The sequence below is a fragment of the Lacticaseibacillus songhuajiangensis genome (assembly GCF_003946025.1).
Lineage (GTDB): Bacteria > Bacillota > Bacilli > Lactobacillales > Lactobacillaceae > Lacticaseibacillus > Lacticaseibacillus songhuajiangensis.
In genome coordinates, this window is sequence record NZ_RHNR01000038.1 from 1 (window position 1) to 20183 (window position 20183).

The following is a 20183-nucleotide window of genomic DNA, read 5'->3' on the forward strand; positions in this document are numbered from 1 at the left end:
ACAGCCAATTTTATCGGGAGCGGGATATTGACGCTGGGCTTGCGGCAATATCCCCAGTGGAAGACGGCGTAGCCGGCCGGAACGGTCCCCGCTAACGGAGTTCCTGCCCGCGAAACCAATCCGCACCAGACCCGACCTTCGGTCTACCCCACTATTTTCAATTCCAGCATCCTTGCGGATGAAAGTTTCAACGCTATCGCTGACAAACAGCGTTATTCCGCCGTCCGTGGCCGCAATTTGAAACTTAGCCGACCGCCCATCCGCAACATGATGTTGTTCAAGGTCAACTGCTTCGTACTTGGGAACACCATGTCTGCTTCATGCAGAATGTGCGCATCCCCGATGCCGACCGCCGTTTCGCCAGCAGCCTTGATAGCCTGCACGCCGGCAGCCGCATCTTCAACGCCAATGCACGCCTCTGGCCGCAGCCCAATCTCGGCCGCCCCCTTCAGGAAGATTTCTGGATCCGGCTTGCCCTTGCTCAAAGTGCTGGGGTCAACAATGTTGGGGAAGTAGGCACTAATCCCCAAGTTGTGTAGCACCCGCGGCGCATTCTTCGATGCCGAAGCAATTGCCATTCTGTAACCCTGCCGGTGCACGGAAATCAAAAACGGTGCCATCCCCGGCAAAATATCGGCTGGCGTTAAGGTGTCTACCAACTTTAGGTAGTTGGCATTCTTCTCGGCAGCCAGCGCCTCTTTTTGTGCCTCTGTGTAATCGTTCTGTTTGCCGCCCGCCTGCAGAATCAAGTCGAGCGAGGCCATGCGGCTGATACCTTTTAGCTTTTCCGCCAGCTCCGGCGTCCAAGTGACGCCAACCTTGCGGGCTACCTGCCGCCACGCCTGCGTGTGAAACCGCGCCGTGTCCGTAATCACACCATCAAGATCAAACACAAAGCCTTTGATGTTACTAAAAGAAATCATCTAACCATCCTTTCGTTAGTGTAGCGAGACTTTCCTAATATCTAGTCATCAATATTCAATTTAATACAAAATCGGAAGCACCTTGCGCGCACCGGCAATCAGGTCAATTTCCTTGCCGCCCATCATGACCGCCACATCGTGGTCCGTGCGAATCTCGACCTCACCCGGCGTCACTGTCACTTGATAACCGACGCCGCGCACCCGTTGCTTGAAGCTCAACTTTTGCCATTGCTTGGGGAGCATCGGCCGCAAGGTGACTCGGTCGCCGCGGGGATCGAAGCCGCCAAATACGCGGGTTTCGATGGTCAGGGTTGCCGCCATCACGCCAAGATGAATTCCCTCGGCAGTGGTGCCACCCTGAATGTCGATATAATCCGATGCCAGCGCCTCCTGGAACAAGCGCCAAGCCGTTTTTTCGTCGCCATTGCGGGCACACAGCGCCGCGTAAACCACCCGTGAGAGCGTCGAACCGTGGGTCGTGCGCTCCAGGTAGAACTTAATGTTCTTGGCCACGTCGGTTGGCTTGAAGTCGTAACCAAGTTGCTTAATAATGCCGCTCACATCACGCCGGCTCAAAATAAAGAAAGCCATTAGGGCGTCGGCCTGCTTAGCCACCTGGTAGCTGTCTGGCGTGCGGCCTTCAGCCTTCAGAATCCGGTCGAGGCGCGAAACGTCGCCATACTGCTTCTTGTAGTGCGACAGGTTGATGCGGTCCAAGTCAAAATAGCCCGCAAACTGCCCAATAATGCCGTCTTGCATCGGCAAACTCAGATGCTGGGCGACCGCAACCATCTTCTTGAAGTCACTGCCACCAATGCCCAGCTTGTCGTCCAGTTGCGATACCGTCAGCGGTTTGGCAACTTTGATTTCCTGCTTCAAAATTTTGAACAGCCAGGCCACCATGATGTTAGTGTAGGCGTTGTCGTCCAGCCCCAACTTATCACTACCTGGGTAGGCCTCGTGGAACTCGTCCGGGCCCATGACGCCACGAATGTGGTACGTGCCGTCGTCATCCTGCGCACACATACTCAGCCAGAACTGGGCGGTGGCGAGCAGAACCTCCAGACCGTAATCTTCCATGAATTGCTGATCGCCCGTAACGTGGCAGTAGTACCAGACATTGTAGGCCACCGCTAGACTCACGTGCCGCTGCAGGTGGCTATTATCGGGATCCCACTGCTGGGTAATGGGGTTCAGGTGCACCAGCTGCGCCTGCTCATCCCCATACATGCCCGACTGCCACGGGAACATCGCGCCGCGCTTGCCGTCCGCTTTAGCCGCCTTACGGGCAGCTGGCAGCCGCCGGTAACGGTACTTGAGCATCTCGCGCACCAGACGCGGGTAGTGCGTGCTGAGAAATGGCAAAATAAACATTTCATCCCAGAACACGTGCCCCCGATAGGCTTCGCCGTGCAGGCCGCGCGCACCGAGTGACGCGTCAATTTTGCCTGATCCCAGTGCGTGACTGGAGACCATGATGTGGAACATGTTCACGCGCGTCAGTTTCTGGCTGTTCATGTCGCCGTCAATCTTGATGTCGCACTCCGCCCACACGTTGCGGAAGTAGTCCGCGCTGTGGCTAAAGGCCACGTTGTAGGAGCAACGCATCAGATCCCGCCGCACCATGTCGACAAGCGGCTGCGTTGGGGTTTCTAAGCTCGTGTAAACCGCCACGCTCTTCTCAAAGGTGTAGGGCACGCCTTGCTGGGCGTCGAGGTGCACCAGCTGGTCGAGCCGGTCACTGCCGATTTGGTTTTCCACCACGTGCCGCAAGTCGCTCCCCGTCTGGGTAAGCTTGGTACCGATGGCAAACTGCACGTGACTAGTCCGTGTCTGCCCACGCACCAAGCCCAGATTACCGTCGGCACTAAAGGTCAACTGGTCCAGGTGGTGCTGGTCAAACTGCTGGTAGCGATCAACGTTACCGTTGATGACACTGCCGTCGATGCCGGCATGCACGGTGAGTTCACCGGAGAAGTTCAGCGGCGTCAGCTCGTAGCGAATCGCAAAACGATGCCACTGCTGCATGTCCGCCGCCTTGAAGCTACGCACCCGCATCTGCCGGCCATCGGCGAGCTGCACCACCATGCTGGTCGTGAGCTGACCGGTCCGCAAATCCAGGCTCCGGTACACGTCGCGCACCGACTGCTGATCCGCGGCAAAAGTTGGGCCGTCATCCAGGCTGAAGCTCAGGTACTGGGCGTTGGGCATATTGACGAGGTCCTCATTCGTCACGTCGCGACCAGCAACGGGCGTGGTTGTCTGGTTGTAAACACCGGCAACGTACATGCCTGGATAATTGTTATCATCCGCGTGACTCTCCACATAGGCACCGCGCAGACCGATAAAGCCGTTGCCAACCGTCAGCATTGCTTCTTGGCCGAGGTTACGCTTACCGCGACTCATCCCAAAGTAATCAAGGTGCCAGGACGCATAATTTTGCTTGCGCACTACGGCGCCGTGAAGACCGGCTTGGTTGAGCGCACTACGACTCAGAACGGGGACATTCAGCATGTCCATCAGCTGCAAGCCCAGGTCAAAGCGCTGACCTGCCGCCTCGACAATCGTGTCGCTGGCTTCATAGTGGAGCGGGTTCTCCACAACAATCGCCGCAGTCTCCGCACCGCACAATTTGGCCAACGGTTTTAAGTTAGTCGCCAGACTCGCCTGACGGTCAAAAGGCAGGTCAAGCTCTGTTCCCTGCCGCTGACCGTCAATTTCTGTTTGCGCCTGCAAACCGTTCGCATTCGTTTTTAGTGAAATAATCTGCACTAGTTCTGCACTTCCTTTAGAAATGTCTCCATGATTATGTTAACTTTTAATGCACTGCTTAGCAAATCACACATTAGAGTGCTAAAAGAATTTGTTCTTCATTACGGCAATAGTCACCGCATAAACGCCCCGTTCGTTAATATAGGCGTTAACTATAGCTAGCCACTTAAATTAGCGATAGCCGAATCCATTGACCAGACGTTCGGGACGCTTTATAGTAATGGCAACATAAGAAACGGCGTTCGGATGAGTAAGGGAACCGGCTGCTTTCAGAGAGCAAACCACGCGCTGCAAGTTTGCAGCAGCCGCCCCCGAAGATGGTCCGAACATTGCCAATTCGGTGAGGCCAAGCCAAGCCGGAATGGGTGCGCCCATTATCGCGCGAGGCTGTGACAAAAGGCGGTTAGGATTTCACTCCAAACGCCTTTTGTTACAGTCCATGAGAGAGGCAGCTACGGGGTAACGTGTCGGTACATTCACCTTACTTCGCAGTCGCGCGTCTGAGGGCTGGTTCCTAACATACAAGGCGGCCCCGGTAGAAATCCTAAGTGCGGGATTTCCACCGGTTCCACCTTGTATATCGGAACCAAACCGCCCTCAGTCGCAGCCTCATAGTCGCGCGTCTGAGGACAGGCCCTAGAAATCTAAGTCATCGGCGGCAAGAATCCTAAAACTGGGATTCTTACCGCCGACGCCTTAGCTGACCGGGTCAGATCATCCCCACGACGCAGCCTCAACCAAGGTGGTACCGCGCACAAGCGCCCTTGGCTCGCTATGGCGAGTCAGGGGCGCTTTTTCATCCTACCGCACCGTTTCTTCTATTATACGACTGCACGCCACATTAAACTTAAGGAGCAGAATTATGACGACAACAATTATTGGTTACCCCCGTATTGGTGAAAAACGTGAGCTCAAGTTCGCCACGCAGAAGTACTTTAAGAACAAAATCACGGAAGCTGACTTACAGCAGACCGCCCGCGAATTACGCGCCCGCCACTGGCAAGTTGTTAAAGACGCCGGCATCGATCAGATTCCAAGCAATGATTTCTCATTTTTTGACACAACCCTCGACGCCGCTTACCTGCTAAACATCATCCCCCAGCGCTACCAAGACTTGCACTTGCCGGCTCTGGCCGAATACTTTGCCCTTGCCCGCGGCTACCAGGGCGTCGATGGTGACGTGAAGGCCCTACCAATGAAGAAGTGGTTCAACACGAACTACCACTACATCGTGCCTGAATTCACAAAAGACACCAAGATTCAGCTGCACGGCGACAAGATTTTTGCCGAATACCAGGAAGCTAAAGCGCTCGGTATCCAGACTCGCCCCGTGCTTGTCGGTCCTTACACCTTGCTGCGCTTGGGCCGCTTTATCGACGGCACCAAGCCTGCCGACTTCACCGCTGCGCTCATCAAGTCCTACAGTGAAATTCTGAGCAAGCTGGCTGCACTCGGCGCCGACTGGATTCAAATTGACGAACCCGCATTGGTTTACGACCAGACGCCTGCTGACCTTAAGCTCTTCAAGCAGCTTTACGACGGCATTTTGGCAAGCAAAGGCGAGCTCAAGGTGCTACTGCAGACTTACTTTGGCGACCTGCGCGACTCCCTGGACCTAGTCACTACTCTCGACTTTGACGGGATTGGCCTGGACTTCGTGGAAGGCCGCAAGAACCTTGAACTGCTGGAGAACGTCAAGTTTCCAGCCGACAAGACGCTCTTTGCCGGCGTCATCAATGGGAAGAACATCTGGAAGGCGCACTACGCCAAGGCCCTCAGCACGATCGACGGTATCAAGAAGCGGACAGACGCCCCAATCGTGCTCAGCACCTCTTGCTCACTGTTGCACGTTCCTTACACCCTGCGTTTTGAAGATAAGCTTGCTGCAAATGAGAAACGCTACCTGGCCTTCGCTGAAGAAAAGCTGACTGAACTGAGCGAACTGCGGCAGATTCTGGACAGTGACCTGCACAACCCGCTCTACACGGCCAACACTGAACTCTTCAGCAAGCCGCGTTACGAAGAAAACGCCACGCTCAACGCCAAGATTGCCGCACTGACGGAAGCGGATTACACCCGCTTGCCAGCACGCAAGGAGCGCCTGGCCATTCAAAAGGACGAGTTCAAATTGCCACTGCTGCCAACCACAACCATCGGTAGCTTCCCGCAGTCTCCGGCCGTGCGCAAGAACCGCCGGCAGCTGCGCAAGGGCGAAATCACCCGTGAGCAGTACGACCACTTCAACGAAGAGGAAACCAAGCGCTGGATCAAGTTCCAGGAAGAAATCGGCATCGACGTGCTCGTCCATGGTGAATTCGAACGCAACGACATGGTGGAATACTTCGGTGAACACCTCGACGGCTTCCGCTTCACACAGAACGCCTGGGTGCAGTCCTACGGTACCCGCGCCGTGAAGCCACCCATCATCTGGGGTGACGTTTCCCGCCGCGAACCAATCACAGTCGCAACTTCCGTCTTCGCGCAGAGCCAGACCAAGAAGATCATGAAGGGGATGCTGACGGGTCCCGTAACCATTCTTAACTGGTCCTTCCCCCGTGAAGATATCACCCGCGAACTGTCCACCAAGCAGATTGCCCTCGCGCTGCAAGACGAAGTGCTCGACCTCGAAAAGCACGGCATCAAAATCATCCAGATTGACGAAGCGGCGCTGCGCGAAAAGCTGCCACTACGCAAGTCCGACTGGTTTAGCAAGTACCTCGACTGGGCCGTGCCGGCCTTCCGCCTCGTTGCCAGCAAGGTGCAACCAACGACACAGATTCACACCCACATGTGCTACTCGGAATTCAACGACATCATCCCCGCAATCGACGCGCTGGATGCTGACGTAATTTCTTTTGAAGCCAGCCGCGCCGACCTGACGCTGCTGGACGCCCTGCAGGCTGCTCACTTTGAAACCGAAGTCGGCCCTGGCGTGTACGACATCCACTCCCCACGTGTCCCATCTGAACAGGAAATCGTGGACGTGATTCACAAAATTTTGGCCAAAATCCCGGCAGCCAATGTCTGGATTAACCCTGATTGCGGACTGAAAACCCGGGAGGAACCGGAGGCTAAGGCTAGCCTGATTAACCTCGCCAAGGCAGCCCAAACCGTCCGCGCGGAGCTTGAACATGAAAACTAGCGAACTCTTTAAACGTGACCGGCCCGTCTTCTCTTTTGAAGTGTATCCCCCACGCAACATCGAAGCCGCCGGCGCCAGCAAGCGCGTCTGCGCCACCATGGAAGTGCTGAGCGAAGTGCATCCCGATTTCGTTTCCGTCACCTACCGCGGTAGCGGCGCATCTGCCCCCCAAAGCGACCATCGGCATCGCCAAAATCATCAAGGACCGCTACCAAGTTGAACCCGTCGTCCATCTGCCCGCCGCCCAACTCGATAGGCACGCGGTCGACGTCTTCCTGGATGAAGCCGAGGCGGCCGGCATCGAGAACATCCTCGCCCTGCGCGGTGACATCCCCAAGGGCGGCCGCTACAGCGATGACTTCCACTACGCCAGTGACCTCGCGGCTTACATCAAGCGCCGCGGCGACACGTTCAACGTGCTGGGTGCCTGCTACCCAGAAGGTCACCCGGAATCCCCGAACGCGCTCAGCGACATTCAGGCGCTCAAGACCAAGGTCGACGCCGGCACCAGCGAGCTGATCACCCAGTTGTTCTTCGATAATGACGCCTTCTTTAAGTTCCAGGACCGCTGCCGGTTTGCCGGCATCAACGTACCGATTGAAGCGGGCATTATGCCCATCATGAGCCCAAAGCAAGCAGTGCGCATGGAAGAAATGGCCGGCGTACGCCTGCCAGAGAAACTTCAGCGCGTCCTCGCAAAGTTCGACGATAAGCCGGAAGCCCTGCGTGATGCGGGCATCGCCTACGCCATCGACCAGATTGTCGATCTGCTCTCCCGCGGCGTTGACGGCATCCACCTCTACACCATGGACAACCCCGAAGTGGCCGCCCGCATTATTGAAGCGACCCGGAATATTATTCGGGCATAGTGAAAAGCACGTCTCGCGAAATGCGGGGCGTGCTTTTTGTCTACTTCAACAATTTCATCTTCACAATGTTGTACGAGATCCAGTCGTTATTCGCAATTCCGACCGTCTCAAACCGATAGCGCAAGCCCTTCTTAATCTTCGCCTGCAGCGCATCCGAATTGAACTTGCCGTGAATCATCGTGTCATTGTTCTCGATTTCAATTTTCCTGCCATTGGCCAGTTGCACCCGCACATAGCGGTCATCCTGCCGCCGACTGTGTGCCTCGAAACGTTTGGCAATGACCGTTCCCGTAATCACATGACTCCCCACGTTCTCGAGTGTGTAACTCACGCCCAGAAAGATAAACACGCCGATGTACAAAATAATGCGCCAGGTGGGAATTTTGCCCAGTCGGCGGCGCAGCCAAGAAACTTGGCGCTCCCCCGTCTGCGGATCCACATGGTAAGTCTCCTCCTTGGTCGCGCGCACGGTCTTATCCCGATGGCGGCGACCGCCACCAAATAGCCCTCGGTATTCACGTTCGGGACGGGCAGACGCCGGAATGTCTTCGCCGCGCACCACCGGCAAGGGTTGCTGAGTCTGCATCGTTGCGGTCGCCTGCTTGGCGGCGACCCGACTACCAACTGACGATACCGGCACTTGCCCACCTTGCATCTTGCGGGTCGCGGGGCGCAAACTGTTCGGCCGCATCCCCCCGCTGCTCGTCCCCAGATGATTAAAGTGAGTGCTGCGCAAATGCGCCCAGTTATCATCTTGGTACCGCGGGGTTTTGGCATTCTTGAACATGTAGTAGTTCTCACGCTTCTTGCCGCGGACAAAATGCAGCTGGATTTGGCCCTTCAGTTCATCGCTGCCCACATCCTTAAGATCAGCGCCAACCAGTTCCCGCGGCGCGTTGTCCGCCCGCTGCTCGAGATTCTGCAGAATCAGGTTGCCGTCGACAAACACCAACAAGTAGATGTCTTCATTCGCCGCTAGTTGCTTGTCCAGCAAACTGGGGTCGCGCGCATTGAGCGCCCCAACCATCGCAATCCAGCCCGCCGTGCGCTTGTACATCACCAAGTAATTCGCTGCCGGCACCACCCCCAGCGCCGCAACGTGATCCGCAACCGCCTTTTGGTCATTCACGTCCACTATTAACATTAGCCCATCCTCCGTAAGCGTTTACCTTACGCAAATTATAGCATTAGCCGCATCTACACGGGATTAAATAGCTCACGTTATCTCATCTTGATTTTGCTGACCTCACATTTTGGTTCCACAGCACCCTTCACCCTAGATATCCACATGCGAACGTGTATTTGCCGCTTATTTGGTGGAATTGTCCCCCATATCCACAAGCACTTGTGGATAATGTGCACAATTTTGTGCACACGGGCTGTTAATAACTTGTGGATGCGTGTTTCACAGCTGAATTCTGTGGATTGCCTCATCTGCGTGTCAGCCTCGTGAACGGCCCGCACGCATGCCGTATACTAGAGACATCATCATGATGGAGGCGGCAACATGCAGCAAACGACAACACCAAACCCTTGGGGGCAGACCAAGCGCATCGGCAAATACATTCTGTGGGGAATTGCCGCACTGGTCGTGGCGTATATGGGCGTGCTCGCCTTCAGCAAGCCGCCGGTCCCGAACGCCGTCTACGGCAAGGATTACGTCAACGCCAGTGCGGCGACCACCAAGACCAGCACCCTCGGCGTTGATCACGTGCTGGTGAACACCCAGCTGCATTTTGGCAAAAACTACATGACCGTCACCCGCGTCGGCATTGATGCCGGTAAGGCCGGCCATGTCGTGAGCACCACCAAGTTCAGCCGTAAGCAGGTGGTGCGCGATAACTACCTCGCGCACTACGTTGCCCGCAGCATGAAAACGCAGGTCGACATTAGTAAGTCGCAGACTGTGAACGGCCGGCTGGTGATCATCACCAGCGATGGCACGCGGCTGCGTTTCAACAAGGATTACTCTCAGTTCACGGTTCATGGTCAAACCTACCGCAGCAATTATTAGTAATATCGGCCGACCCTTCGGTGTCCATTGTACTAACATCGCTAAAGCGATGAGTACAAGTGGCTCCTGACCAATCGGAATTACGGTGAGGAGTCGACCCTCAAACGTGCACCAGAATGCAGCTCCTTGCGCCAAACCCCAAATCGCCAGCAACTCCCAAAGTACGGGAATTGCTGGCGATTTACGTTAGTGCTCAGGGCTAGTCGCATTCTGGTGCACTCTTCACACCAAAAAGGCACCCCGCCACTGAACGGGATGCCTTCCACTATTGTTGTTGGTGCTCACGAGGAGCGTGATGCAAAATTTTCTCAGTTAAGTTCAGGCTGTGCCAAAGGGCGGTTAGAACCCGATGTACAAGGTAGTGACGACGAAAATCCCGATTTTAGGATTTCCGTTGGCACTGCCTTGTACGTTAGGGTTCTGCCTTTGGGCACGCGGCTCAGTTGCGTCTAGCAGTTAGCTGCAGGGCCGCTCTGGCCGGCTGCAACTTCGGCGTCTTCGTCCACGGTAATGGTGCCAAGGGCGCCGTCAAGCAGACCAGATTCGTCACTCAGCGTGAAGATGTCACCCATCCCCAGGTCAAGCTTAGGCTGGTTGCCGAAGTACTCGGTGGAGTAGTCCTTCACCAGCACAGGGCCAACAGGAGAGCTCAATTCGACGTTGAAGTCTGCGGTAACCTTGCTAGGTGCTGCGAGCACGATGTTAAAGTGTGTGTTCAAAGAACATACCCCAACAGCGGAGAATGGTCCTACACCGTCATCCATGTCCAGCAAAATGGTCTTACCAGGCATGAGCTTCTGCAGCTTTGCGATTGCCTTGTCAGTCATCTTCAGTTCTGTCATAGTGCTACCTCCTATTGTCCTAAATCTGTCATCTGCTTACATTTATATAGTAACTGGTCGACGATCCAAATGCAAGCACGAAGTTACAGCTTATTTATTCGTTAAGAAATAGCAGCAAACCCGATTGTGATGTAATCAGGCTTGCTGCTATTTTAATGCACATATTTGCGTTTAGAAGTAGTTCACACCGATAGCGGCACGGACTTCAGCGAGGGTCTGTTCAGCGACTTCATTCGCCTTGGCGGAACCCTGCTTCAGCATTTCCGTCACACTGGCCATGTCCTTGGCGTACTCAATCCGGCGGGTGCGGATTGGTTCCAGAACGGCTTCCATGACGTCAACCAGGTAGCGCTTGATCTTCACGTCACCGAGGCCACCAGCCTGGTAGTGTTCCTTCAGTTCGGCAATCTTCGCCTTGTCAGTCCCGAACATGTCCAGGTATGTGAAGACCACGTTGCCTTCAATCTGACCAGGATCTTCAATGTGAATGTGGTTCGGGTCAGTGTACATGCTCATGATCTTCTTTTGCACGGTGTCGGCGTCATCGGAGAGGTAAATCCCGTTGCCCAGGGACTTACTCATCTTGGCGTTACCATCAATACCAGGCAAGCGGCCGCTCCCCTTCGGTGGGAAGTAGCCTTCAGGTTCAACCAGGGTGTCCGTGTTGTAGGTACGGTTGAAGGTCCGCACGATTTCGCGAGTCTGTTCGAGCATTGGTTCCTGGTCATCGCCAACTGGCACAGTGTCGGCCTTGAAAGCAGTGATGTCCGCTGCCTGGCTGACTGGGTAAATCAGGAAGCCAGCAGGGACAGATTCACCGAAGGCCTTCTGCTTGATTTCGGTCTTCACGGTTGGGTTGCGGTTCAAGCGCGAAACGGATACCAAATCCAGGTAGTACATCGTCAGTTCAGACAATGCCGGAATCTGGGACTGAACGAGGATGGTCGACTTGGCAGGGTCAATCCCGACGGCCAGGTAGTCGAGGGCAACTTCGTGCAGTGAGCGCCGAATCTTTTCGGGGTCGCGCGCATTGTCAGTCAGTGCCTGCAGGTCCGCAATCATGATGTAGGAATCGTAATTGCCAGAATTTTGCAGTTCCACGCGGTTCTTCAGGGAACCAATGTAGTGGCCAATGTGCAGCTTACCGGTTGGCCGGTCGCCGGTCAAAATGATCTTCTTTGCCATGTCTTGCGATACTTCCTTTATTCGTGTTTGCGGGCGCGCCGCATATTGTTTCTATTATAGCACGAGTATTAGGAAGCGCTGGGCAGCAAAATGCTTGTTCAGGCCACTCGGTTGACGCCATCTGTATTTCCAGATAAAATAGTGGCGTTGAAAAGAGGCCGCCGGATTCGCCCCGACGACCTCAAACGCAGACCTAGGATGGCTGTGGAGCTAGGCTAAGCTAATGCTTAGCCTTTTTTAGTACCGCAACGGCACGTGCGAACCAATAGGCCGCACGACCGAGCAACACCACGCTCACGGCGAAATTGATCACCGCCAACTTCACCCCACAGTCCTTCCAAGTATTCCATGGCTGCCACCTCCGTTCCCAGGGATTGTTGAGGGGTGGCGGACCATCTTTAAACCTGCTGGGCCATTAAATTGAGGAGCGACCCCAATCGCTTGACCTATCGCTATTATACCTGCGCGGGTAATGAAACGCTGATGAATACGACAAAGCCAGCAAATGCTGCTACAGCGGCATTTGTTGGCTTCGCCTTTTTATTTCACAGCCATCATTTTTCTTGTTTCAGCAATCACTAATTCGTTAAGCATACTAATCAATGCACCACACAAAAAACACGCTAATTCGCCATTCCTGACGAATCAACGTGCCTTCTGAAAAGCTATTTCACGGCTTCATCACTCGTAAAGCTGATGTAACTAGCGTGCTCGCCGCCCGTGTAGACGGTCTGCGTGGCAATCACGGAATCAGTGGTTGCAAACCCATCCGCCGTCCCGTCGTTCGGGAAGATGAAGCCATCGGCAGAGCTCTGCACATCGACGCGCAGTTTGTGACCAGCTGCCAATTGATAGGAAGTTTTCTGTGATTTCAAAATGAAATGGTAGACCTCACCTGGTTTAAGCAACTCGGGATTGGACAAGGAATCACGGAACTTCGCGTTCATACAGCCGTCAGCAATCTGCACGGACCGGCCGTCAGGAAAGACGTCCAGAATCCGCACGACCCAGTCACAGTCCACCGCGCTGGATGACGCAAACAGGTCTGTCTGCACCTGACCAACAATGCGCAGTGCCTTTTGTAGTGCTGGGGTCGTGAAGCTAATCACGTCTGGGCGTTGCTCAACTTGCGAGTAGTCCGCGGGGAATTCGAATTCATTCTGGGTGACTGAAATCAGCTTCGGTACCGGGTTAGCCGGATCGTGGTCGTAGCTACGGGTTCCCGCTGCCGTTGGGGCAACTTCGCGCAACTGACCGGGTGCATCCAAGAACAACCGCTGCGTTGCGCCTGCTGGTGGGAAGGTGTCGGCAATGTGCCAAGCCTCTTCGCCCACCGTGTAGTATTCGCACAGCGGTCCTTCGTTCACGCCATTGTCCTGGCCGTCCAGGAAGTGGTCAAACCACTGCTGGTGCAGCAAGTCGACGTCGGCACGCACAGCGTATGGTCCAAGGTGCGTTGGCCCCAGGTCGTACTGCGCGTTACCCCCGTGCAGCCACGGTCCCAGCAAAATGCGGCGCTGGCCGCGCGCGTAGTCCTTAGTGGCGTCGAGCGCTTCGGTCGTGCCGATGCCGTCATCGTCATACCAGCCGCTCTGGATGAACGCGGGCACCGTAATTTTGTCGGCGCGCGCGTGCCAGTCGCCGCGTTCGATGAAGTCGTCGTAACGGTTGTGCTTCATGAAGGCGGAAAAGCCAGGAATCTCGTGACCGAGGCCAACCACTGGAATGTCCTTGAGCGGGCGAATTTGGTCGAGCTTGTCCCAGTCGTCGCGATCCGTCAGCGAGGCGTCAAAGTGCCGGCTGTCGGTGGCAAAAGACCAGGCAACTTGCGCAACAAACGGCGCCCCCTGCCGGTAGTAGGTGTCGGAGAATGGCCCCCCGGCGGTTACCATGCTAACGATTGCGTTCAGGTGCGGGTTACCACTGGCAGCCGCCGCCCACTGGACGTAGCCCCCGTAAGAGCCACCAATCATGCCGACCCGGCCGGTGCTCCAGTCCTGCTGCGCAATCCAGTCAATCGTGTCGCTGCCGTCTTCTTCTTCGTGCACCATGGGCACCCATTCACCCTCGGAATCACCACGGCCACGCACGTCCTGCAAAACAACGGCGTAACCGCGCTTCACGTAGCGCTCCGACATGGCCACGTAGGTTTCACGCCCATAAGGGGTCCGCTGCATCACCGTGTGGAACGGGCCGTCGCCTGCGGGTAACAGCACGGTGGCACTCAGCTTGGCGCCATCACGTTGCGGAATCATCACGTCAAACTTTTGGGCGATGGCGAGCGGCTGCTGGCTGTAACCAGCGTCCTGCCACAACTTGATGGCCGTTAGACCAACGTACTCCGGCTGCACCAGCACCGCGGTCACGTCGCGAAACGGCACCTGGAAGCCCACAATCTGGCCGGCATCTTCAATCAGATCCAGTGGGTACTTGTGCTCGCGGTTAACCCAATAGTGTTCACTGCGGCGCTGGTACTGCGCACCCCAATCGGTCGTGAACGCATCGTCGTTTGCGTGGCCATCAAAGGCGCCTTCCTGCCAGCGGCCGAGAACTTCGAGAAAATCAATGTTCCCGTACACAGCAAGTTCCTTGCTGTGCGCGGCCGTGAGTGGCGTGAACGTCGTCTCGTCGCCCCACTGCACCTGCACGGCGCCATCCGCAGCGCGGAAGCGGCCAAATTCCAGACCAGACTGGTAAAAAGCAAATTCAGTCATCCAAGCATCTCCTTAAATCATATGTACCTGCCGTGCCACTTTAAGCACGGCTATTTAGTTTACTATCCATTAACAATTACAGTGTGCAATCAATTCCCAAACCCGGTTTGTCGAGAATGGTGTACTCGCCGCCTTCATTGGTGAAGCCGCCGCTGATTGCAGGCAGTTCCTCGAAATCGAGGAAGGCGTCCAAATCTGCGTAGTGCACATTATGGTGCGCCGCCACAAAATGCGCAGCAGCGGCAATCCCCAAGCGCGTTTCAACCATGCACCCAAGCATCGTTGGCACACCCGCAGCTTCTGCAACCGCGTTGATTTGCTGGGCACCGTAGAGACCGGCCGCCTTTTGCAACTTGATGTTGATGATGTCGGCACTGCCGGTGCTAACGGCGCGCATGGCGTTACCAGCGTTGTGAACACTCTCGTCCAGCATCACCTCCTGCGCGATTTGTGGTCGCAGCGCTGGCATCGCCGCCAGTTGGTCAGCAGGCAATGGTTGCTCCACCGCGCTGACATCGTTACCCAAGGCCGCCATCATCCGCGCCGCCTGCTTGGCCGTCCAGCCCTGGTTGGCGTCGATACGAATGTCGATGTCGGGGCCAACCGCCGCGCGAATAGCGCGAATGGTCGCAATGTCGTGGGCATCGTCGATCCCGCACTTAATTTTGAGCTCCTTGAAGCCCTTGGACACCCAGGCCTTAGCGTCGGCGGCCATCACGTCGACATCATCAATGCCAATCGTCATGTCAGAGGTCAAGTGGTTGCTGGAGCCACCAAGCAGTTTGTAAACTGGCACTCCGGCGGCTTTACCCAAAATATCGTAGCAGGCCATGTCGATCCCGGCTTTTGCCGCGGTGTGCCCCAGCATCGTCTGGTCGAGGACTTCATGCACGTGTTCAATCCGCTGCGGATCTACACCCTTGAGCGCCGCCGCGTATGTCTGGAGCGCAGCGGTTTCGGTTGCCAAGTTCTCCCCAGTCACCGGTTCGTAGGGACTGCACTCACCATAGCCGGTCACCCCCGCATCGGTTTCCACCTTCACGATGAGTGTTTGCAACTCGGAAATGCTGTCGAACGAAATCTTGAATACCTTATGTAATTTGACGGTCTGCGGAATCACTGTGACCTGCGTAATCTGCATGAGTTTAATCCTCCTTTAATCTTGATTTGATTGTAGCAGATTAATACGCCCCGCAAAAGCTTTTTCCACACAATTTTCTCATTCCGTCATTAGGCAACATTTTCACGTCGCAACGTTCAGCAACATCGCGTCACACCCGTTTCTATGGCCTGTAGGCAATTCATTCAGAAACATCCGTTATGCCACAGCTACAAATATTTTTGGATTTTGCGCTTGCAGTTAAATGACAAATCAATTAGACTTAGCCGTGAAAATAAGAAAGAGGTGCTCACTATGAAGAAGAAGTATTGGGCAATGGCAGCCGCTGCCATCGCCATCATCCCCCTCGCCGCTTGTGGCAAGAGTTCATCCAGCAGTAGTTCGCAGACCATCTCCAAAATGACCAACGACGTCATCGCCACTATGGACTCGGCGCAGTTCACCGATTCCGTGTCGTCCCAGGCGCTGACCGACACCATGGCCGGCCTTTACCGCTACAAGGGCAAGAAGCTCACACCTGATATGGCCAAGAGCATGGCGACCGTTTCTAAAGATCAAAAAACATATACCTTCCACCTGCGCAAAGATGCCAAGTGGTCGGACGGCAAGAACGTCACCGCACAAGACTTCGAATACGCTTGGAAGCGTGTCGTGAACCCCGCGACCAAATCTCCATACGCCTACATATTTAGCGGCATCAAGAATGCCGATGCCATCCTCGCCGGCAAGGCCGATTACAAGACCCTCGGCGTGAAGGCCACCTCCAAGTACACCTTCCAGGTGCAACTGGACAGGCCAATGCCATATTTTGAAAGCATGATCTGCCTGCAGACCTTCGACCCACTGGAGAAATCGACCGTCACCAAGTACGGCAAGAAGTACGCCAACACATCCAAGCAGATGACCTTTAACGGCCCTTACATCCTCAAGAACTGGAGCGGCGCCAACAACTCCTGGACTGAAGTGAAGAACCCGAAGTACTGGAACGCCAAGAACGTTCACGTGACCAAACTCAAGTACCAGGTCGTTAAGGAAAACTCGACCGCGCTTAACCTCTACGAAAGCGGCAAGCTCGACGACGTATCCGTCACCGGTTCCGACGCCCAGCAGTCCAAGAGCGAAGCTGGTTACAACGTCGTGAAGCAGAATTTTGTCACCTACCTGAGCATGAACAAAAAGCAGGTGCCTGAATTCGGGAACACTAAGGTTCGTCAAGCGCTGTCCATGACCATCAACCGTAAGGAATTCATCAAGAAGGTTCTCGGCGACGGCTCCACGCCAGCACAGACGCCAGTGCCAACGAACATGATGTACTCCGATAGTGGCAAGGACTTCGGCAAGGAAGCCGCTAAGGGCGTCACCGAATACACCAGCTACAACATCGCCAAGGCCAAGAAGCTCTTCGCGGCCGGCATGAAGGAAATGGGTAGCAGCAAGCTCGACTTCACGCTAATCACCCAAGACTCCGCCAGCGACAAGAGCACGTCTGAATACCTGCAAAATGCCTTTAGCAAACTTGCCGGCAACGGACTGACCGTCAACGTCACCGTTAAGTCCGTGCCGCAGAAGACCTGGCTCGCACTCGGCGATGCCCACAACTACGGCATGATGATTGGCCTGTGGGGTGCTGACTACCCAGACTCATCCAACTTCCTGAACCGCTGGACCAGCACCACCGCCGATTTCGCCGGTGCCTGGAACAACAAGGAATACGACAAGCTGATCGCTGACGCTGCCGGTAAGGACGTTCTCAGCAAGACCAAGCGTTGGAACGATCTGCAAAAGGCCACCAAGCTAATCACCAAGGACATGGGTGTCATCCCAATCTACCAGTGGGGTTCCGCGCACCTGACCAAGACCTCCATCAAGGGGATGCAGTACGTGCCTAACAGTCAGTACCAGTACATCGGTGCGACGAACAAAAAGTAGTCGTTCATCGCAGATGGTGAATTTGAGTTGGGGCAGCTCTGTGAGGGGGACTTCCTTGGCGGGGACCGTTTCAGCCTCCGTCGGAGGCTTCCACTGGCGATTTTGCCGCAAACCCGGCGTCAAAATACGCACTCCCGAACAAAAAAGCGGTGCACACCTGGCAAAATTCAGCCAGGCATGCACTGCTTTTTTGTTTTTCGCCAAGGAAGTCCCCCTCACTCCGCCACCCCAACTCAAATTCACTGTGCACTCACACTACAAAGTTTGAAACTTACATCACAATTATCATCACCAGCACTTACCGTTATACAAAGTGTTCGGAAAGTCCTGTTTCTCCGCCTTCACTGTTACCCCATTGTAATGTAGGCCCCCTTCCCATTTGCTATACTACCCTTGCGTCCGCGTGGCGGACGCTCACGGATGGGACCGTGAGCGCATAGTTTACTTTGGAGTTGAAGAAGATGCACAACACTAATCTATGGAAGAAACTCTGCCTGGCTGGAGTAGCGACTAGCCTTTTGGCAGTGGCCGCACCCCTTGCCGATACGCAGAACCACGTGGCAGACGCCGCCACCACCAAGACCGTGATTGACAAAACCGTCACTTACGACAAGAACAGTTGGCCGGGTAGCCGGCTGGCGAGCGGCACCAAGACCGTCAAGGTGCCTTACAAGAAGAACTACAGCCGCAACTGGACCAACATCACCAAGTACTTCTACCAGTACCTGAACGAATTGTCCGCGTTGAACGGTGCCCCTTCTGCCGCACCAGATGCCCCAATGATGGGTTACGCCCAAAAGCGGGCCGATGCCCAGAAGAGCGGCAGCCTCAGCCACGATGGTTCCGACGGTTTCTTCGAAAACCTGGCCTTCATGCCTAATGGTAATTCCGATCAGGAAATTGGTTACGCCATGGTCATGCAGTGGTTCGACGAATCCAACAACGTTTACCCTGTTGGTAAGGCTGGCCACTGGGGCCACCGCGCGAACCTGCTCTACGCTCGCGGTATCACCGGGATTGGCTGGAACCGTAAGGGTGGCCAGATTTCCTACGACGCCACCGAACCTGGTAGCGACAAGGTTTACGATCTTTTCAACCTCGCTGGTCCCGACAAGACGTCTGTCGGCCTGCCAAAGACCGTCTTCAGCTACTACCACACTGCAACGGTCGGCGTCGTGAACTCCGACATCGCCTACACCGGCGTGGCAACGATGAAGCGCGCCGCCGCAATGTACACACGCAAGGCTGACAACACCTTCAGCAAGGCGAAGAGCCTCAAGAAGAACTCCGCCTGGAAAATTTCGCGAGTTGCGGTTATCGACGGTACGTCCTACTACTGCATTGGCGGCAAGAGTTACGTCCGCGCCAGCGATGTGAGCCTGCGCCGTTCCGGCACTGCCCACGTTAACTACAACAAGCACTACGGTATCCAGATCTGGACGGCTAAGCACACCACCGTCAAGAACCCGAATGGTACGGCCAAGAAGCTGCCAGGTCAGACCAACTGGAAGGTTTACGGCAAGGCTACCATCCAGGGACAGACTTACTACAACCTCGGCGGCGACCAGTACATCGACGCGCACTACGTCACCGTCCGCTAAAAGGTAAGTATTTTAATAGAAGCTTCGCGTTTGCGGAGCTTTTTTTGTACCCACAATTCCCAGCACGGCGCGTTTGAAAGCGTTCAACTATTTTTTACAATCAGATTCGCAAAGTTTAACATTCGTATCGTGTACAAACCATAAGTTTCGAGTAATAAACAAAATTAATTTTGGGTATTCCATTCTTTAGAAAAAAGAGTTATGCTACTACATGTAAACGAGCTTACCGGGGGGTATGCCCGTCGACCCATTGTCATCCCAGGGGTGGGACGCCGAATTCGTTCGGCGGGCAATGTGCGTAGGTATGAATGTTCAAACCGTGGTCGGTAGCGTCGGGGGGCGCTACTAACCGAATAACTGGCGGTTCGCCGTCAATCGTAAGCCCGCTAGCTTACATACATGACAAAAAGGATTCACAGCACATGTTCAACTGTGCGTGAATCCTTTTTTATTGGCAAAATTCATCCTCGCCAATTCCCAGCGTTAACAACTTCACTCACACGGCAGCGCCGCCAACCGCGCAATCACCCACCGATACCATTCGGGTTGCGGTTGTACGTTTTGCATCGGCCGCTTCACCAATTGTCCGGGCAACAGAACGGCCCCATGCCGCTGGGTCACAATGACGCAATCCGCCTTTTGCCACCGCTGTGCGTTAACAATTCGTTTGCGCCTCACCACCACGTGCCGATTCACCCCGGCAACAATGCACCGCGCAGCTTGGGCGCTCAACAAACACACCATCCCGACATCCCCCTTTCACAGGCACGCCGAATACTGAAACGAATTACAATGACTACATTTGAAAGCAATCAATGATTAACCCCTGGTCACGCAATATGCCCGACAGTTTTCTTCTATTGATATTAATCTAACCTGCATTCTGGTGGCGCGTAACGTTTGACCCACTAAGGTAACGGGGCACTGAGGCGGAGCGAGGGTGAACGGAGCCGGCGAAAAGATTGTTGTTTGAAGACGCGCAGCGGCTTTACACAACAATCTCGGGAGCGCAGATTTGACGTGGGTTTCGGCAAATCTGCCAACGAAAGACTGGCAAAGCCAGGCTTGAGTG

Annotated in this window: 11 protein-coding genes and 1 pseudogene; 5 read left to right on the plus strand and 7 right to left on the minus strand. The window is 55.0% G+C overall.

Annotation, left to right across the window (positions count from 1 at the left end; all coding sequences use genetic code 11):
* Window positions 1–212: 212 nt before the first annotated feature.
* Window positions 213–923 carry a beta-phosphoglucomutase gene (pgmB, locus tag EKM97_RS09040; RefSeq protein WP_125572082.1) on the minus strand — a complete coding sequence of 237 codons (711 nt, stop codon included), beginning with the start codon at window positions 921–923 and terminating at the stop codon, window positions 213–215.
* Between the two features lie 60 nt (window positions 924–983).
* Entirely contained in the window at window positions 984–3695 is a 2712-nt protein-coding gene (locus EKM97_RS09045) for a glycoside hydrolase family 65 protein (RefSeq protein WP_125572083.1), read from the minus strand.
* An 862-nt stretch (window positions 3696–4557) separates the two neighbouring features.
* Between EKM97_RS09045 and metE the strand changes: the two genes are divergently transcribed.
* Together metE and metF are read left to right on the plus strand one after the other, a co-directional pair.
* Entirely contained in the window at window positions 4558–6837 is a 2280-nt protein-coding gene (gene metE, locus EKM97_RS09050) for a 5-methyltetrahydropteroyltriglutamate--homocysteine S-methyltransferase (RefSeq protein WP_125572084.1), read from the plus strand.
* Window positions 6827–7706, plus strand: a pseudogene (gene metF, locus EKM97_RS09055) (methylenetetrahydrofolate reductase [NAD(P)H]). The gene metE and the pseudogene metF overlap by 11 nt, the downstream one beginning before the upstream one ends.
* Window positions 7707–7746: 40 nt before the next feature.
* On the opposite strand, the gene EKM97_RS09060 reads toward metF, so the two are convergent.
* On the minus strand, window positions 7747–8850 hold the full coding sequence (locus EKM97_RS09060) for a hypothetical protein (RefSeq protein ID WP_125572085.1): 1104 nt from the start codon (window positions 8848–8850) through the stop codon (window positions 7747–7749).
* A 363-nt stretch (window positions 8851–9213) separates the two neighbouring features.
* On the opposite strand from EKM97_RS09060, the gene EKM97_RS09065 reads away from it, so the two are divergent.
* A complete protein-coding gene (locus tag EKM97_RS09065; RefSeq protein WP_125572086.1) occupies window positions 9214–9720 on the plus strand; it encodes a hypothetical protein in 507 nt (168 codons plus the stop codon).
* A gap of 449 nt (window positions 9721–10169) precedes the next feature.
* On the opposite strand, the gene EKM97_RS09070 is transcribed toward EKM97_RS09065, so the two are convergent.
* The 4 genes from EKM97_RS09070 to EKM97_RS09085 form a co-directional block, all read right to left on the minus strand.
* Complete coding sequence (locus tag EKM97_RS09070; RefSeq protein ID WP_125572087.1) at window positions 10170–10562, minus strand: iron-sulfur cluster biosynthesis family protein; 393 nt, start codon at window positions 10560–10562, stop codon at window positions 10170–10172.
* 171 nt (window positions 10563–10733) lie between these two features.
* Window positions 10734–11747, minus strand: a complete 1014-nt coding sequence (gene trpS, locus EKM97_RS09075; RefSeq protein ID WP_125572088.1) for a tryptophan--tRNA ligase — start codon at window positions 11745–11747, stop codon at window positions 10734–10736.
* 665 nt (window positions 11748–12412) lie between these two features.
* Complete coding sequence (locus EKM97_RS09080; protein WP_125572089.1) at window positions 12413–14461, minus strand: CocE/NonD family hydrolase; 2049 nt, start codon at window positions 14459–14461, stop codon at window positions 12413–12415.
* 76 nt (window positions 14462–14537) lie between these two features.
* Window positions 14538–15602 (minus strand): mandelate racemase/muconate lactonizing enzyme family protein, encoded by a 1065-nt coding sequence (locus EKM97_RS09085; protein ID WP_125572090.1) that lies wholly within the window; start codon window positions 15600–15602, stop codon window positions 14538–14540.
* Between the two features lie 273 nt (window positions 15603–15875).
* Between EKM97_RS09085 and EKM97_RS09090 the strand changes: the two genes are divergently transcribed.
* Window positions 15876–17510, plus strand: a complete 1635-nt coding sequence (locus EKM97_RS09090; RefSeq protein WP_164507502.1) for a peptide ABC transporter substrate-binding protein — start codon at window positions 15876–15878, stop codon at window positions 17508–17510.
* A gap of 461 nt (window positions 17511–17971) precedes the next feature.
* Window positions 17972–19111, plus strand: coding sequence for an SLAP domain-containing protein (locus tag EKM97_RS09095; protein WP_125572092.1), 1140 nt, complete (start codon window positions 17972–17974; stop codon window positions 19109–19111).
* The last annotated feature ends 1072 nt before the right edge of the window (window positions 19112–20183 follow it).

What these genes read in the sequence shown, in the direction of transcription:
- pgmB (WP_125572082.1), bottom strand. Translation starts at nt 923, where the DNA reads ATGATTTCTTTTAGTAACATCAAAGGCTTTGTGTTTGATCTTGATGGT.
- metE (WP_125572084.1), top strand. Translation starts at nt 4,558, where the DNA reads ATGACGACAACAATTATTGGTTACCCCCGTATTGGTGAAAAACGTGAG.
- EKM97_RS09060 (WP_125572085.1), bottom strand. Translation starts at nt 8,850, where the DNA reads ATGTTAATAGTGGACGTGAATGACCAAAAGGCGGTTGCGGATCACGTT.
- EKM97_RS09065 (WP_125572086.1), top strand. Translation starts at nt 9,214, where the DNA reads ATGCAGCAAACGACAACACCAAACCCTTGGGGGCAGACCAAGCGCATC.
- EKM97_RS09070 (WP_125572087.1), bottom strand. Translation starts at nt 10,562, where the DNA reads ATGACAGAACTGAAGATGACTGACAAGGCAATCGCAAAGCTGCAGAAG.
- trpS (WP_125572088.1), bottom strand. Translation starts at nt 11,747, where the DNA reads ATGGCAAAGAAGATCATTTTGACCGGCGACCGGCCAACCGGTAAGCTG.
- EKM97_RS09080 (WP_125572089.1), bottom strand. Translation starts at nt 14,461, where the DNA reads ATGACTGAATTTGCTTTTTACCAGTCTGGTCTGGAATTTGGCCGCTTC.
- EKM97_RS09085 (WP_125572090.1), bottom strand. Translation starts at nt 15,602, where the DNA reads ATGCAGATTACGCAGGTCACAGTGATTCCGCAGACCGTCAAATTACAT.
- EKM97_RS09090 (WP_164507502.1), top strand. Translation starts at nt 15,876, where the DNA reads ATGAAGAAGAAGTATTGGGCAATGGCAGCCGCTGCCATCGCCATCATC.
- EKM97_RS09095 (WP_125572092.1), top strand. Translation starts at nt 17,972, where the DNA reads ATGCACAACACTAATCTATGGAAGAAACTCTGCCTGGCTGGAGTAGCG.